The organism is Streptomyces sp. NPDC029466 (assembly GCF_055574515.1).
Genome location: NZ_JBVHZH010000054.1, coordinates 39,467 through 55,861 on the forward strand (window position 1 = coordinate 39,467; position 16,395 = coordinate 55,861).

12 protein-coding genes are annotated in these 16,395 nt (G+C 69.3%); 9 read left to right on the forward strand and 3 right to left on the reverse strand.

What is annotated here, in order from left to right; translation table 11 throughout:
• Positions 1-141 precede the first annotated feature (141 nt).
• A complete protein-coding gene (gene eccCa / locus ACZ4XD_RS31840; protein ID WP_468047826.1) occupies positions 142-4,098 on the reverse strand; it encodes a type VII secretion protein EccCa in 3,957 nt (1,318 codons plus the stop codon).
• A 254-nt stretch (positions 4,099-4,352) separates the two neighbouring features.
• Between eccCa and eccD the strand changes: the two genes are divergently transcribed.
• The 6 genes from eccD (at position 4,353) to ACZ4XD_RS31870 (ending at position 11,407) form a co-directional block, all read left to right on the forward strand.
• Positions 4,353-5,819, forward strand: coding sequence for a type VII secretion integral membrane protein EccD (gene eccD / locus ACZ4XD_RS31845; RefSeq protein ID WP_468047828.1), 1,467 nt, complete (start codon positions 4,353-4,355; stop codon positions 5,817-5,819).
• A gap of 156 nt (positions 5,820-5,975) precedes the next feature.
• Positions 5,976-6,263: a 30S ribosomal protein S15 gene (gene rpsO, locus ACZ4XD_RS31850; protein ID WP_006602744.1), complete on the forward strand. Its 288-nt coding sequence runs from the start codon at positions 5,976-5,978 to the stop codon at positions 6,261-6,263.
• 297 nt (positions 6,264-6,560) lie between these two features.
• A complete protein-coding gene (locus ACZ4XD_RS31855; protein ID WP_468047830.1) occupies positions 6,561-8,780 on the forward strand; it encodes a polyribonucleotide nucleotidyltransferase in 2,220 nt (739 codons plus the stop codon).
• Positions 8,777-10,156: a M16 family metallopeptidase gene (locus tag ACZ4XD_RS31860; protein WP_042149602.1), complete on the forward strand. Its 1,380-nt coding sequence runs from the start codon at positions 8,777-8,779 to the stop codon at positions 10,154-10,156. Before ACZ4XD_RS31855 ends, ACZ4XD_RS31860 begins: the two co-directional genes overlap by 4 nt.
• A 37-nt stretch (positions 10,157-10,193) precedes the next feature.
• A complete protein-coding gene (dapB, locus tag ACZ4XD_RS31865; protein ID WP_468047832.1) occupies positions 10,194-10,946 on the forward strand; it encodes a 4-hydroxy-tetrahydrodipicolinate reductase in 753 nt (250 codons plus the stop codon).
• Between the two features lie 5 nt (positions 10,947-10,951).
• Positions 10,952-11,407, forward strand: a complete 456-nt coding sequence (locus ACZ4XD_RS31870; RefSeq protein WP_042149608.1) for a hypothetical protein — start codon at positions 10,952-10,954, stop codon at positions 11,405-11,407.
• 85 nt (positions 11,408-11,492) lie between these two features.
• On the opposite strand, the gene ACZ4XD_RS31875 is transcribed toward ACZ4XD_RS31870, so the two are convergent.
• Together ACZ4XD_RS31875 and ACZ4XD_RS31880 are read right to left on the reverse strand one after the other, a co-directional pair.
• Positions 11,493-12,044 (reverse strand): PH domain-containing protein, encoded by a 552-nt coding sequence (locus ACZ4XD_RS31875; RefSeq protein WP_468047835.1) that lies wholly within the window; start codon positions 12,042-12,044, stop codon positions 11,493-11,495.
• Positions 12,045-12,145: 101 nt separating this feature from the next.
• Positions 12,146-12,382 carry a hypothetical protein gene (locus tag ACZ4XD_RS31880; protein WP_467152818.1) on the reverse strand — a complete coding sequence of 79 codons (237 nt, stop codon included), beginning with the start codon at positions 12,380-12,382 and terminating at the stop codon, positions 12,146-12,148.
• Positions 12,383-12,614: 232 nt separating this feature from the next.
• On the opposite strand from ACZ4XD_RS31880, the gene thyX reads away from it, so the two are divergent.
• The 3 genes from thyX (at position 12,615) to ACZ4XD_RS31895 (ending at position 16,270) form a co-directional block, all read left to right on the forward strand.
• A complete protein-coding gene (thyX, locus tag ACZ4XD_RS31885) occupies positions 12,615-13,373 on the forward strand; it encodes an FAD-dependent thymidylate synthase (protein ID WP_042149617.1) in 759 nt (252 codons plus the stop codon).
• 197 nt (positions 13,374-13,570) lie between these two features.
• A complete protein-coding gene (gene dapA / locus ACZ4XD_RS31890) occupies positions 13,571-14,470 on the forward strand; it encodes a 4-hydroxy-tetrahydrodipicolinate synthase (RefSeq protein WP_251083968.1) in 900 nt (299 codons plus the stop codon).
• 114 nt (positions 14,471-14,584) lie between these two features.
• Positions 14,585-16,270 (forward strand): ribonuclease J, encoded by a 1,686-nt coding sequence (locus ACZ4XD_RS31895; RefSeq protein WP_468047837.1) that lies wholly within the window; start codon positions 14,585-14,587, stop codon positions 16,268-16,270.
• Positions 16,271-16,395: the final 125 nt, after the last annotated feature.

The following is a 16,395-nucleotide window of genomic DNA, read 5'->3' on the forward strand; positions in this document are numbered from 1 at the left end:
AAAAGCAACCAAAAGGGGGGGGGGGGTGGGGAGGGGCAGAAGGCAAGGAAAAAAGAAAAAAAAAAAGCAAAGAAAAGAAAAAGGGGGGGGGCCCCCCCCCCCCCCCCCCCCCCCCCCCACCGCCGTTTCGTACGGTCCCGGTCAGCCGCCGTTCGCCGGCAGCCAGCCCGTCTGGACCAGCTGCGCACCGCGCTTACGCGTGATGAACGTGGCCCGTCCGGGCGTCAGGCTCTGGCCCTTGATGTTGCCCATCAGCGGCCCCTCGGCCGGATCGGCGGAGAGGATCAGACCCTGCGCGCCGAGCTCCTTGGTGCGCTGCATCACCGGCTCGAAGGACGACCGTCCGGCACCCGACGAGCTGCGCGCGATGATCAGGCGCAGACCCAGGTCACGGGCGAACGGCAGGTACTCCAGCAGCGGCTGCAGCGGGTTGCCGCTGCTGGTCGCCACCAGGTCGTAGTCGTCCACGATCACGAACGCGTCCGGCAGGTCGTACCAGCTGCGGTTGCGCAGCTGCTCCGGCGTGACGTCCGGGCCGGGCATCCGGCGGCCCAGCGAACCGGCCAGCCCGCTGATGACCTCCTGAAGCTGCGGCCCCGCGGCGCAGTACTTGTACAGATGGCTCTCGGGCACCTCGCCGAGCAGCGCGCGGCGGTAGTCGGAGACCACCATCAGCGCCTTCTCGGACGGGTACCGCTCGGCGATCTGCTTGGTCAGCAGCCGCAGCAGCGACGACTTTCCGGACTCGCTCTCGCCGTAGATGACCAGCAGCGGGTCGGTCTCGAAGTCGATGAACGCCGGCGACAGCGTGGTCTCGTCGACACCGATCGCGATCCCGTGATCCGGGTAGTCGCTGCCCTTGGGCAGCTCGTTGACGTGCAGCATCGTCGGCAGCATCCGCACCGCGGGGGCGGGCTCGCCCTGCCAGTGCTCGCTGACCGTCGACACCAGGTTCGCGATGCCGTCGCTGAGCGTCTCCGGGTCGCTCATCCCGTCCAGCCGCGGCAGCGCCGCCAGGAAGTCGAGCTTCTCGGGGGACATACCGCGACCGGGCTTGCCCATCGGGACGTTCTCCGCGCGCTTGCGGTCGAACTCCGACTCCATCGGGTCACCCAGGCGCAGCTCGACGCGGTTGAGGAGCTGGTCGCGCAGCGCGGGACGCACCTCGGTGTAGCGCGCACCGGCGATGATCAGGTGGACACCGAAGCCGAGACCCCGGGCGGCGATGTCCAGGATCACCGGGTCCATCTGCTCGTAGTCGGTCTTGAACGTCGCCCAGCCGTCGATGACCAGGAAGACGTCGCCCCACTTCTGGTCGGGGTAGGCGCCCGAGGCCCGCCGCTGGCGGTAGGTCCCGATCGAGTCGATGTTGTTGGCCCGGAAGAACTCCTCGCGCTCGTTGAGGATGCCGACGACCTCGGAGACCGTACGGCGCACCTTCTCGGCGTCCAGACGCGAGGCGACACCGCCGACGTGCGGCAGGCCCTCCATGGTCAGCATGCCGCCGCCACCGAAGTCGAGGCAGTAGAACTGCACCTCGGCCGGGGTGTGGGTGAGCGCGAACGAGGCGATGGCGGCCCGGATCAGCGTGGACTTACCGGACTGCGGACCACCCACGACCAGACCGTGACCGGCGCCCGCGGAGAAGTCCAGGTACATCACGTCACGCCGCTGCTCGAACGGCTTGTCCACCAGCGCGACCGGCACCACGAGCTTGCCGAGCGCGGTGTACTCCGGTGCGTGCACACCCCGTTCGGGCGTGACCGCGAGCGTCGGCAGCAGCTGGTTGACCGTCGGCGGCTCGTCCAGCGGGGGCAGCCACACCTGGTGCGCCGGCGGGCCCTGGCCCTGCATGCGCTGCACGATGACGTCGAGGACGGTGTCGGCGAGCGCGTCGTCCTGCTCCGGGGCTTCCGGCTCGACCGGGGTGGGGTCCTCGATGATCTGCTCGACGACCGGCGCCGCGGTGAACGGCACCGGCAGACGCCGGGTCCGGCTGCCGCCGGGGCCGCCGCCGGCACCGGGCCCGCGGTAGGGACCCGAGACATACGCGGCCTTGAACTGGACCATCGTCTCGGTGTCGTACTTGAGGATGCCGGAACCCGGGACGTTCGGCAGGTGGTAGGCGTCCGGCACACCGATCGCGGTCCGCGACTCGGCCGCGGAGAACGTCCGCAGACCCAGCCGGTAGGACAGGAAGGTGTCCAGGCCGCGCAGCTTGCCCTCTTCCAGGCGCTGCGAGGCGAGCAGCATGTGCACACCCATCGACCGGCCGATACGGCCGATCTGGATGAACATGTCGATGAAGTCGGGCTTGGCGGTCAGCAGCTCGGAGAACTCGTCGAGCACCATCACCAGCGACGGCAGCGGGTCCAGGGGCGCACCCGCGGCACGTGCCTTCTCGTAGTCGGTGATGTTGGCGTAGTTGCCCGCCGAGCGCAGCAGCTCCTGACGGCGCTGGAGTTCACCGGTGATCGAGTCGCGCATGCGGTCGATCAGGGTGACGTCCTCACCGAGGTTGGTGATGACGGCCGCGACGTGCGGCATCTCGGACATGCCCGTGAAGGTGGCGCCACCCTTGAAGTCCGCGAGGATGAAGTTGAGGGTCTCCGAGGAGTGGGTCACCGCGAGCGCGAGCACCAGGGTGCGCAGCACCTCGGACTTACCGGAACCGGTCGCACCGACACACAGGCCGTGCGGGCCCATGCCCTCCTGCGAGGCCTCCTTGATGTCGAGCATGACGGGCTGGCCGTCCTTGTCGACACCGATCGGCACCCGCAGCCGCTCGTGCAGCGTCCGCGGCCGCCAGGTACGCGACACATCGACCGAACCGGCGTCACCGATGTTCATCAGGTCGGTGAAGTCCAGGTTCGACAGCAGCGGTTCCTCACCATCCGCGCCGGACCCCGCCCGCAGCGGGGCCAGCTGGCGCGCCAGCGCCTCCGCCTCGGCGATCGACAGGGTGTCGCAGACACCGTGGTAGACCGCGCCGCTGGCCGACTCCAGCACCAGCTTGCCCGGCTGGACCTGGACGGCCAGACCGCCCCGGATCTCGTCCAGATCGCCCGGTACGACCTCCAGGATGGTGACGCCCTGCAGACCCTCGGCCCCGGCGATCACCGAGTCCATCGGCACCTCGCCGCCGTCCAGCACGATCAGCACATGCGGGGTGTCGGTCACCGGAGTGCCCTGCGGGTTGAACCGGCCGCGGCCCTCCAGGTCGTCCGCCAGCAGCTCCTCGATCTCACCGAGGTCACCGACCACCAGCCGGCGCGACCCGGCGCCGTCCGTGGTCTTGTCCTGCACGTGCGGGAGCCACTTCGTCCACTCCCACTCCGCCTGCGCACCGGGCGCGGCGACGACGGCCACCACCAGGTCCTCGGGCGAGTGCAGGGTGCACAGCTGGGCGACGACGGCACGCGAGGCGCCGTAGACCGTGTCCGGGTCGCCGGAGACGGTCAGGTGGTAGAAGGCGCGCAGCGAGACCGCCAGCGGCAGGCTGTCCAAGTGCCCGTGCTTGTCGAGGAACTCCTTCATCGCATGCGCGGTGAGCGGTTCCAGCTCGTCGACCGGAGCGGTCTCCGGGGCCCGCAGGGGAGTGGCCAGCTGCTGCGGCCCGAGCCCCAGCCGTACCTGCCCGAAGTCCGGGTCGCTCGCCCGTCGTTCCCAGACGCGTTTGCCCTCGGCCACGATGGACCACAACTGGCTCGGGTCGGGGTGGGTGAACAGCTGGGCGTCCCGCTGCTTACGCGCGGTGCGCCGTACCTCTTTTCGCTTCTGCGTAAGGTACTTGAGGTAATCCTGGCGCTCTTGGAGCATTTGCCCGGAAGGCCCTTGGCGGGCCTTGACGATCTGCACGATCGCCATTGCCAGAGTGGACGCCACCATAAAGCCGCCCATGATTTTCATGAACGGCTGATTGCCCATGAACAAGAATCCCGCCGATGACGCCATGCCCATCATGGGCATAAGGGTCATCAGCATGTTCTCTGATTCACCCTCACGCGGCAGCTCCGGAGGTGCCTCGAGTGTCACCTCCTCCGAGGGGACTTCGGGTGGCAGCGCGCGGGGCGGGCGCTTGACGATGACAACGCTCACCGAGGCATCAGTCCTTCATGCATCTCGCAGTCTCGGACCGCCCCCGTTGGATTCGACGGTCCCCCGAGCCAAGTACTTGGCCCGACGCAGGCGTTGATCCTACTGTTAAGCGTCAAGTCTCGGGGTGGGTGGGGCGGCCGCCGAATTGGACGGTACGCTGACGCCTCGCGAGCGTGCCCAAGCCCCGTAGTGACGGCTCTATATATACGGCGCGCGAAGCGACAAAACGCCCAACGGATAGGGGGAACCGCCAGGTGAGCACGAGCACTGGCACCGGCTTTTGCCGGGTCACAGTCGCCGCGCCGGATGCACGGATCGATGTGGCTCTGCCGGAAGACGTCGCACTCGTGGACATTTACCCGGAGATTCTGCGGCTCTCCGGTCAGTCCCAGGCGGAGGGCGCCCCGACCGGCTATCACCTTGTACGCCGCGACGGCACCGTACTTGACGCCGGGCAGTCGCTCGCGCAGCAGCAGATCCTCGACGGCGACCTCCTTCTTCTGAAGCCGTTCGCCGAGTCGCTGCCGCTCCCGGTCTTCGACGATGTTTCCGACGCCGTCGCCTCCGCGGTCAAGCGCAATCGCAGCCGCTGGAGCGACGACCTCATGCATGTCGTCGGCCTCTCCGCCGGTGTGCTGCTGCTCGTCATGATGGCGTTCGCCCTGTGGTTCTCGAACCCCATGAACCGCGACATGCACCGCCTGCCCGGCATCATCGCCGGTGTCGTCGGCATCGTCCTGGTCGCCCTGGCCGGCGTCCGCGCCCGGGTCTACGACGACCACGGCTCCTCCATCGCGCTGGGCCTGGCCGCGCTTCCGCATCTGCTGCTCGCCGGCTCCGGCATCTTCCCCGTCGACGAGGGCGCCGGCCCCGGCCGGCTGCACCTCCTCGTCGGCTGTGTGACCGTACTGATCGCCTCCGTACTCCTGGTGGTCCTGCTGCCGCGCGGTGACGCACCCTTCGTCGCCGCCGCGTTCCTCTCCGCCGCCGGCACCCTCGCGGTCTTCGCCGCGATCCTCACCGACGCCGCGCCCATCGAGGTCGCCGCCGTCACCGCCGTCGTCGCCATCGCGCTGGTCGCCTGGCTGCCCGGCCTCTCCGCCCGCTTCGCCAGGCTGCCGATCGGCTACAAGTCGCCCGACCAGATCGCGAAGGGCTCGTACGACAACAGCGGCGAGACCGAGTCCGTCGACTTCGTCAAGATCGGCAACCAGGCCAAGCGCGGACACGAGCTGCTGCTCGGCCTGGTCGCCGGCTGCGCCGCCCTGGTCGTCGGCTCGGCCGGTGCGGTCCTCGGCTTCTCCGACAACATGTGGGCCCAGCTGCTGGCGCTGGCCGCGGGCATCACGGTCATGCTGCGCGCCCGGCTCTTCGACTACACCGCACAGGTCGCCTGCCTGACCATCGCGGGCATCCTCACGATTGTCCTGCTGATCCTGGGCATCGCGCTGAACCCGCCGACGGAGATCTTCGTCGAGCTGGAGCGCTTCCAGGACGCCGGCCCGCTGAACATCCGCACGGTCTGGTTCTCCAGCAGCATCGCGGCGGGCGCCGCCCTCCTGGTGGGCGTCGGCCTGGTCGTCCCGCGCAAGGGCGTCACCCCCTTCTGGGGCCGGATCTTCGACCTCTTCGACGGTCTGGTCCTGCTGTCCCTGGTGCCGCTGTGCCTGGCGGTCCTGGACGTGTACGCCACGGTCCGCGGCCTCACCGGCAGTAGCTAGCCCCCCGCTCACCGGCCTTTTCCACGGCCCCCCGACCAGCCGGTCGGGGGGCCGTTGCCAGCTGGTACGCTGTGTGACGGTCCGGTCGAGTTATCCAAGATCCCCTGTGAAGCAAATCCAGGGGCGCTCACGGGCCGAAACCAAGAGGAGTACCGCGTGTCGCTCGACGCCGCTACGAAGAAGCAGATCATGGCCGAGTTCGCCACCAAGGAGGGTGACACCGGTTCCCCCGAGGTTCAGGTCGCGATGCTCTCCCGCCGCATCTCGGACCTGACCGAGCACCTCAAGACCCACAAGCACGACCACCACTCCCGCCGTGGTCTGCTGCTGCTCGTCGGCCAGCGCCGCCGCCTGCTGCAGTACCTGGCGAAGAAGGACATCACGCGCTTCCGCGCGCTGGTCGAGCGCCTGGGCATCCGCCGCGGCGCGGCGGGCGCCAAGTAAGACGCCGTAGAGGGAGCGGTTCCCACCCGGGGGCCGCTCCCTTTGCCATACGCACCGGACTCCGCCCCGCCGCGAGGTGGACGGAAGCTTTGTAGTCTGGTGCCATATCGCAAAAAGCGAACGCGGTAGGAGCGCCACCTGGCCGCCGGTCCTCGGTAGTGGCCCCCGGACGATCCATGGAGACACTCCATGGCCCTCACTCCGGGTGCTTCGATCGAAGACCGGCCCGCACCGGCGCTCCACCGAAGACGGTCCCCTGCCACACGGGCAGCGGACACATACGAGGAGATATTCCTGGTGGAGAACGAGACCCACTACGCCGAAGCCGTGATCGACAACGGTTCCTTCGGCACCCGCACCATCCGCTTCGAGACGGGCCGCCTGGCCAAGCAGGCCGCCGGTTCCGCCGTGGCGTACCTGGACGACGACACCATGGTGCTGTCGGCCACCTCCGCTTCCAAGACCCCGAAGGACCAGCTGGACTTCTTCCCGCTGACCGTCGACGTCGAGGAGCGGATGTACGCAGCCGGGAAGATCCCCGGTTCCTTCTTCCGCCGTGAGGGCCGCCCCTCCGAGGACGCGATCCTCACCTGCCGCCTGATCGACCGCCCGCTGCGCCCCTCCTTCAAGAAGGGCCTGCGCAACGAGATCCAGATCGTCGAGACGGTCATGGCGCTCAACCCCGACCACCTCTACGACGTGGTCGCCATCAACGCCGCCTCCTGCTCCACGCAGCTGGCCGGCCTGCCCTTCTCCGGCCCGGTCGGCGGCACCCGTGTCGCCCTGATCAACGGCCAGTGGGTGGCGTTCCCGACCCACACCGAGCTCGAGGACGCCGTCTTCGACATGGTCGTGGCCGGCCGCGTCCTCCCGGACGGCGACGTCGCGATCATGATGGTCGAGGCCGAGGCCACCGAGAAGACCATCCAGCTGGTCAAGGACGGCGCCGAGGCCCCGACCGAAGAGGTCGTCGCCGCCGGTCTGGAAGCCGCCAAGCCCTTCATCAAGGTCCTGTGCAAGGCCCAGTCGGACCTCGCCGCCAAGGCCGCCAAGCCCGTCGGTGAGTTCCCGGTCTTCCTCGACTACCAGGACGACGTCCTGGAGGCGCTCACCGCCGCGGTCAAGGACGAGCTCTCCCAGGCGCTGACCATCGCCGGCAAGCAGGAGCGCGAGAACGAGCTGGACCGCGTCAAGAGCGTGGCCGCCGAGAAGCTGCTCCCGCAGTTCGAGGGTCGCGAGAAGGAGATCTCCGCGGCGTACCGTTCGCTGACCAAGAGCCTGGTCCGTGAGCGCGTCATCAAGGAGAAGAAGCGCATCGACGGCCGCGGCGTCACGGACATCCGTACGCTCGCCGCCGAGGTCGAGGCCATCCCGCGGGTGCACGGTTCCGCCCTGTTCGAGCGTGGCGAGACCCAGATCCTGGGCGTCACCACCCTCAACATGCTCCGCATGGAGCAGCAGCTGGACACCCTCTCCCCGGTGACCCGCAAGCGCTACATGCACAACTACAACTTCCCGCCGTACTCCGTCGGTGAGACCGGCCGCGTGGGTGCCCCCAAGCGCCGCGAGATCGGCCACGGTGCGCTCGCCGAGCGCGCCATCGTGCCGGTGCTGCCGACCCGCGAGGAGTTCCCCTACGCGATCCGCCAGGTCTCCGAGGCGCTGGGCTCCAACGGCTCGACGTCCATGGGCTCGGTCTGCGCCTCCACCATGTCGCTGCTGAACGCCGGTGTGCCCCTCAAGGCCCCGGTCGCCGGTATCGCCATGGGCCTGATCTCCCAGGAGATCGACGGCCAGACCCACTACGTCGCCCTCACCGACATCCTCGGTGCGGAGGACGCCTTCGGTGACATGGACTTCAAGGTCGCCGGCACGAAGACCTTCGTGACCGCCCTCCAGCTGGACACCAAGCTGGACGGCATCCCGGCCTCCGTCCTGGCCGCCGCGCTCAAGCAGGCCCGCGACGCCCGTCTGCACATCCTCGATGTGATGAACGAGGCGATCGACGTTCCGGACGAGATGTCCCCGAACGCCCCGCGGATCATCACCGTCAAGATCCCGGTGGACAAGATCGGCGAGGTCATCGGCCCCAAGGGCAAGATGATCAACCAGATCCAGGAGGACACCGGCGCCGACATCACGATCGAGGACGACGGCACGATCTACATCGGTGCCGCCGACGGCCCGGCCGCCGAGGCCGCCCGCGCCACGATCAACGGCATCGCCAACCCGACCATGCCGGAGGTCGGCGAGCGCTACCTGGGCACGGTCGTCAAGACCACCACCTTCGGTGCGTTCGTCTCCCTGCTCCCGGGCAAGGACGGCCTGCTCCACATCTCGCAGATCCGCAAGCTCGCCGGTGGCAAGCGCGTGGAGAACGTCGAGGACGTGGTCGCGGTCGGCGCCAAGGTCCAGGTCGAGATCGCCGAGATCGACCAGCGCGGCAAGCTCTCCCTGATCCCCGTGATTGAGGAAGAGGATGCGGCCGAGGGCACGAAGGACGACGCCGCCAAGTGACGTCCCGTACGCACATGACGACGGCCCGCACCTCCACGGAGGGGCGGGCCGTCGCCCGTACCCAAACGCTTCTCAAGGGCACCGCGGGCGCCGGCACGGTCCGCCGGACCACCCTCCCCGGCGGTCTGCGCATCGTCACCGAGACGCTGCCGACGGTCCGCTCCGTCACCTTCGGGATCTGGGCGAACGTCGGCTCCCGGGACGAGACCCCGTCCCTGAACGGCGCCACGCACTACCTGGAGCACCTGCTCTTCAAGGGCACCGAGCGGCGCAGCGCGCTGGACATCTCCGCCGCCATCGACGCGGTCGGCGGCGAGATGAACGCCTTCACCGCGAAGGAGTACACCTGCTACTACGCGCGGGTGCTGGACACCGATCTGCCGCTCGCCATAGACGTGGTGTGCGACATGCTGACCGGCTCGCTGGTGGAGGCCGAGGACGTGGACGCCGAGCGCGGCGTCATCCTCGAAGAGATCGCGATGACCGAGGACGACCCGGGCGACTGTGTGCACGACCTGTTCGCGCACACCATGCTCGGTGACACCCCGCTCGGCCGCCCGGTCCTGGGCACCGTCGACACCGTCAACGCCCTCACCCCCGAGCGCATCCGCCGCTTCTACAAGAAGCACTACGACCCCACGCACCTCGTCGTCACGGCCGCCGGCAACATCGACCACGCCAAGGTCGTCCGCCTGGTGCGCCGCGCCTTCGAGCAGGCCGGGGCCCTGGACCGGACGGACGCCACCCCGATGGCGCCGCGCTCCGGTGCCCGCGCCATCCGCACCGCAGGACGCGTCGAACTGCTCAACCGCAAGACCGAGCAGGCCCATGTGATCCTCGGGATGCCCGGGATGGCACGCACCGACGACCGGCGCTGGGCGATGGGCGTGCTGAACACCGCCCTGGGCGGCGGGATGAGCTCCCGCCTCTTCCAGGAGGTCCGCGAGAAGCGCGGTCTCGCCTACAGCGTGTACTCGTACACCTCGGGCTTCGCCGACTGCGGACTGTTCGGCGTCTACGCGGGCTGCCGCCCGAACCAGGTGCAGGACGTCCTCAAGATCTGCCGCGACGAACTCGACCAGGTGGCGTCCCAGGGCCTCACCGACGACGAGATCCGCCGCGCGATCGGCCAGCTGCGCGGCTCGACCGTCCTCGGCCTGGAGGACACCGGCGCGCTGATGCACCGCATCGGCAAGAGCGAGCTGTGCTGGGGCGAGCAGATGTCGGTCGACGAGATGCTCGCGCGGATCGCCGCCGTCACCCCGGACGAGGTGCGCGAGGTGGCCCGGGACGTCCTGGGCACCCGTCCCTCGCTGTCCGTCATCGGCCCCCTGAAGGACCGGCAGGCGGCCCGGCTCGACGACGTCGTCGCATAGGCCCGCTGCGATACCACCAAGAGAGAGACGGGAAACGATGAGCAAGCTGCGCGTGGCCGTACTGGGAGCCCAGGGGCGCATCGGCTCCGAGGCCGTTCGGGCGGTCGAGGCCGCCGAGGACATGGAGCTGGTCGCCGGGCTGGGCCGGGGCGACAAGCTGGAGACGCTGGTCGAGGCCGGTGCCCAGGTCGTGGTCGAGCTGACCAACCCCGGCGCGGTGATGGGTAACCTCGACTTCTGTGTGCGTCACGGGATGCACGCGGTGGTCGGGACGACCGGGTGGACCGATGAGCGCCTCGCGCAGCTGCGCACCTCGCTCGCCGCCTCGCCCGGGGCGGGCGTGCTCATCGCCCCGAACTTCTCCATCGGTGCGGTGCTGACCATGCGGTTCGCCCAGCAGGCGGCCCGGTTCTTCGAGTCGGTCGAGGTCGTCGAGCTGCACCACCCGAAGAAGGCGGACGCCCCGTCCGGCACCGCCGCCCGCACCGCTCAGCTGATCGCCAAGGCCCGTGAGGAGGCCGGCTGCGCCCCGCAGCCGGACGCCACCAGCACCGCGCTGGACGGCGCCCGCGGCGCGGACGTGGACGGCGTCCCCGTGCACTCCGTACGGCTGCGCGGTCTGCTGGCCCACCAGGAGGTGCTCTTCGGCGGCGAGGGCGAGACCCTCACCATCCGCCATGACTCCCTCCACCACAGCAGCTTCATGCCGGGCATCCTGCTCGGGGTGCGCCGGGTGGTGAACACTCCGGGCCTGACCGTGGGCCTGGAAAACTTCCTCGACCTGGGCTGACGGGTATGGGCGGAAAGATCACGTACTTCTTCCTCGCCACCGTGCTGATCCTGGTGTTCGGCGTGGTGGCGCTGGAGGGCGTCCTCCTCCTGCTGACCGGCGAGCCGGCGGCCATGGGCATGGGGGCGGTGGCCTTCCTGCTGCCGTGCATCGGCGGCTGGTTCCTGTGGCACAACACCCGCTTCGCCCGCGACGCCCACCGGCTGGCGCGGGTGCTGGAGGCCGAGGGCGGACTGCCCGCCGACGAGCTCCAGCGCACCCCCGGCGGCCGGATCGACCGGGACGCGGCCGACGCGGTCTTCGCCCGGCGGCAGGCCGAGACCGAGGAAGCGCCCGGCGACTGGCGTACGTGGTTCCGGCTCGCGGTGGCCTACCACGACGCCCGGGATACCCCGCGCGCCCGTAAGGCGATGCAGCGCGCCATCGCCCTGCACGACCACAAGGCCGTCCCGGCTGCCTGAGCCGTTCCACGGGTCAGGGCCCGCCGGGGCCCTGGCCCCTGGGGCGCGCGATGCCCGGCTACCACGGACGACGAGGGCCGAAGGCTCAGCCGCGGTGTTCCGCCGCCCAGGCCTCCAGGACGTCCGCGGCCTGCTCGAAGGCCTCCGGACGGGACAGGAAGTCGCCATTGTGGTCGGTGATCAGGGTCCGCAACGGCTCCCCCTGGGTCCGCTCGATGATCAGGGCCTGGCCCTGCACCGTCCGCGGCAGCCCCAGCCAGCGCACCGGCTGCTGGCGGGTGCGCACGGAGGCGATGGCGCTCCACGGCTCGGTCGCCGTACGCAGCAGATTCACCTGGCGCAGACCCTGCGCGCTGACCCACAGGCCGACGCGCAGCAGCCGCAGGGCGAGGGCGATCATCAGCGCCCCTACGGCCGCGCAGGCCGCGGCGCCGGGCAGCGAGCCGGCCATCGCGATGATCATCGCGGAGAGCAGGACGAACGAGGCGAGCAGCAAAAGCACCGCCGCCGCCCCTACCCGCCACGGTCCGGGGCGGTAGGGACGGCGCCAGTGGTCGGGCTCGTCATGCGGCAGTGCGGCGATATCCGCGGCACCGGTGTCGAGGTCGCGGTCGGCCGTCAGGAAGGGCAGGGGCACGGCTGATCCTCACTCATGGGCACGCTGTCGGAAGCTGTGACCGGTGAGGTTATCGGGACCGGCGGAGCGGAACCACTTTCCGGCACGCCCCGCCCGCCCGTTCAGCGATGCGCCTCGGACTGATGCACCCGGCTCGACCCGGAACTGTCCTGCGACAGGGCGGGCACGCCGAACAGCAGGGCGCCGGCCAGGCCGCCCACGACTGTCAGCGTGATGAGAGACTGGCCGAGGAGCTGCGCGCGGGAAGCGCGCTGCCGCGGCGGGGGAGTGACATTGCTGCGGAACCGGTCTGCCTCGGCAACGAAGGCGAACGGGACGGGCTCTCGCCGGCGGAACATGAGCGGGCTCTCCTAGGAACCTCGAAGTGGGCACTGTCACAGGGTTAGACGTCTGCGGAGTCCGGTTGGTGCCCGTTTTCCGAGACTTCTGTGAAAAATATCAACTGCCGCGCCGCAGGCCGCTGAAGCGCGTCCGTTTTGCGGCTAACGCGGCATCACGTCGTCTTTCCCGGGCTGTCAGTGGCGGGTCGTAGGCTGGTCGCGCACGAAGAACGAATGGAAGGAACCGCCGGTGTCCCAGACCCCTGCCGAGAGCGCTGCGAGCCCCGACAGCGCAGCCGTCAGCTTCCGGAGCGAGGTGACGGTCGAGCTGGTCAAGCACAGCGCCGCGGACAGCGATGTGCTGTGGGCGGCCCGTGTCTCCACGGCCGGCGAGCAGTCCCTGGAGGAGCTCCAGAAGGACCCGGAGCGCTCCAAGGGCTTGATCAACTACCTCATGCGGGACCGGCACGGCAGCCCCTTCGAGCACAACTCCATGACGTTCTTCATCAGCGCGCCGATCTTCGTCTTCCGCGAGTTCATGCGGCACCGCGTCGGCTGGTCGTACAACGAGGAGTCCGGCCGCTACCGTCAGCTCGACCCGGTCTTCTACGTCCCCGGTGCGTCCCGCAAGCTCGTCCAGCAGGGCCGCCCCGGCAAGTACGAATTCGTCGACGGCACCCAGGAGCAGCACGAGCTCACCGGCCGCGTCATGGAGGATTCCTACCGCCGGGCCTACGAGGCGTATCAGGAGATGCTCGCCGCCGGTGTCGCCCGCGAGGTCGCCCGCGCCGTGCTCCCCGTCGGTCTGTTCTCCTCGATGTACGCCACCTGCAATGCCCGCTCGCTGATGCACTTCCTGGGCCTGCGCACGCAGCACGAGCAGGCGAAGGTGCCGTCCTTCCCGCAGCGCGAGATCGAGATGGTCGGCGAGCAGATGGAGGCCCACTGGGCCAAGCTCATGCCGCTCACGTACGGCGCATTCAATGCGAATGGCCGGATCGCTCCGTAAGGCCCAGGCCGCGGGCCGGTTACCGGAGCGCGCAGGACAGACGTGCGAAGTGTCCGGATTGCGGCATTTTGAGAAGTTCATTTACGCTGAACAGACGGACCCGGCACTGCTTGAACCCCCGAGCAGGCAGTGCCGGTGTCCACATCCCTGCTCCCCAGAGGCGCATCCCGCGGTGAGCTACGAGTAGCGTGGGACCCATGGCTCCGACTTCCACACCGCAGACCCCCTTCGGGCGGGTGCTGACCGCCATGGTCACGCCATTCACGCCGGATGGCGCTCTCGATCTCGACGGCGCGCAGCGGCTCGCTGCCCATCTGGTGGACGCCGGCAATGACGGTCTCATCGTCAACGGCACCACCGGAGAGTCCCCGACCACCAGCGATGCGGAGAAAGCACAGCTGGTCCGCGCCGTGGTCGATGCGGTGGGCGATCGCGCCTTTGTCGTCGCCGGAGCCGGCACCAACGACACCCACCACAGTCTCGAGCTGGCCCGCGCCGCCCAGGACGCCGGCGCCCATGGCCTGCTCGCGGTGACCCCGTATTACAGCAAGCCCCCGCAGGAGGGCCTGCTCCGCCACTTCACGGCGATCGCGGACGCCACCGAGCTGCCGGTGATGCTCTACGACATCCCGGGCCGCAGCGGTGTCCCGATCAACACCGAGACCATGGTCCGGCTCGCCGAGCATCCCCGGATCGTCGCCAACAAGGACGCCAAGGGTGACCTCGGCCGTGCCAGCTGGGCCATCGCGCGCTCCGGCCTGGCCTGGTACAGCGGTGACGACATGCTGAACCTCCCGCTGCTCTCGGTCGGCGCCGTCGGCTTCGTCTCCGTGGTCGGCCACATCGTCACCCCCGAGCTGCGCGCCCTCCTGGACGCCCACCTCAACGGCGACGTCACCAAGGCCACCGAGATCCACCAGAAGCTGCTGCCCGTCTTCACCGGCATGTTCCGCACCCAGGGCGTCATCACGACCAAGGCCGCGCTCGGCCTCCAGGGTCTGCCGGCCGGTCCGCTGCGGCTGCCGCTCGTGGAGCTCTCCCCCGAGGAGACCGAGCAGCTGACGCGCGATCTCGCCGCCGGCGGGGTACAGCTCTGATCACAGACTTCATAACTGAATACGGACCAACAACCGCCCTACAGCAAGTGCACGAATGTCATGCGCGCCACGTGCCCTCGACGGCAGCGTGGCGCGTGTGGTGAGGAGAGTCTTTTGAGTCATCCGCATCCTGAGCTCGGCGCCCCGCCGAAGCTTCCCAAGGGTGGCCTGCGCGTCACCCCCCTCGGCGGCCTGGGTGAAATCGGCCGCAACATGACGGTCTTCGAATACGAGGGCCGGCTGCTGATCGTCGACTGCGGAGTGCTCTTCCCCGAGGAGGAGCAGCCCGGAATCGACCTGATCCTTCCGGACTTCACGTCCATCAGGGACCGTCTCGACGACATCGACGGCATCGTGCTCACGCACGGCCACGAGGACCACATCGGTGGCGTCCCCTATCTCCTGCGCGAGAAGCCGGACATCCCCCTCATCGGCTCGAAGCTGACCCTCGCCCTCATCGAGGCCAAGCTTCAGGAGCACCGCATCCGCCCCTACACCCTTGAGGTGAAGGAGGGCCACACCGAGCGGATCGGCTCGTTCGACTGCGAGTTCGTCGCGGTCAACCACTCGATCCCGGACGCGCTGGCCGTCGCCATCCGCACCCCCGCGGGCATGGCCGTGCACACCGGCGACTTCAAGATGGACCAGCTCCCGCTGGACCGCCGGCTGACCGACCTCCCCGCCTTCGCGCGACTCGGCGAGGAAGGCATCGACCTTCTGCTCTCCGACTCCACGAACGCCGAGGTCCCGGGCTTCGTCCCACCCGAGCGGGACATCTCCAACGTCCTGCGCACGGTCTTCGCGAACGCCCAGAAGCGCATCATCGTCGCCAGCTTCGCCAGCCATGTGCACCGGATCCAGCAGATCCTCGATGCCGCCCACGAGTACGGCCGCCGGGTCGCCTTCGTCGGCCGCTCGATGGTCCGCAACATGGGCATCGCCCGCGAGCTGGGCTATCTGAAGGTCCCCGCCGGCCTGGTCGTCGACGTCAAGACGCTCGACGATCTCCCCGACGACGAGGTCGTGCTGGTCTGCACCGGCTCCCAGGGCGAGCCGATGGCCGCCCTCTCCCGGATGGCCAATCGCGACCACCAGATCCGGATCGTCCAGGGCGACACCGTGATCCTGGCCTCGTCCCTCATCCCGGGCAACGAGAACGCGGTCTACCGCGTGATCAACGGCCTCACCCGCTGGGGCGCGGACGTGGTCCACAAGGGCAATGCCAAGGTCCATGTCTCGGGCCACGCCTCGGCCGGCGAGCTGCTGTACTTCTACAACATCTGCAAGCCGAAGAACCTCATGCCGGTGCACGGCGAATGGCGCCATCTGCGGGCCAACGCCGAGCTGGGCGCCCTGACCGGCGTACCGAAGGACCGGATCGTCATCGCCGAGGACGGCGTGGTGGTCGACCTGGTCGACGGCGTCGCCAAGATCGTCGGCAAGGTCAAGGCCGGCTATGTCTACGTCGACGGTCTCTCGGTCGGCGATGTCACCGAGGCGCACCTCAAGGACCGCCGGATCCTCGGCGACGAGGGCATCATCTCGGTCTATGTGGTCGTGGACAGCACCACCGGCAAGATCGTCGGTGGTCCGGACATCCACGCCCGTGGCTCGGGCATCGACGACGCCGCCTTCTCGGGCGTGATGCCCAAGATCGACGAGGCCCTGGCCAAGTCGGCACAGGACGGCATCACGGAGCCCCACCAGCTCCAGCAGCTGGTCCGCCGTACGGTCGGCAAGTGGGTGTCGGACAACTACCGCCGCCGCCCGATGATCCTCCCCGTGGTCGTCGAGGTCTGACGCACAGAGCCGTACGAACGTACTCAAGTCGGAGCGGGGGGGGGGGGGGGGGGGGGGGGGGGGGGGGGGGGGGGGGGGGGGGGGGGGGGGGGGGGGGGGGGGGGGGGGGGGGGGGGGGGGGGGGG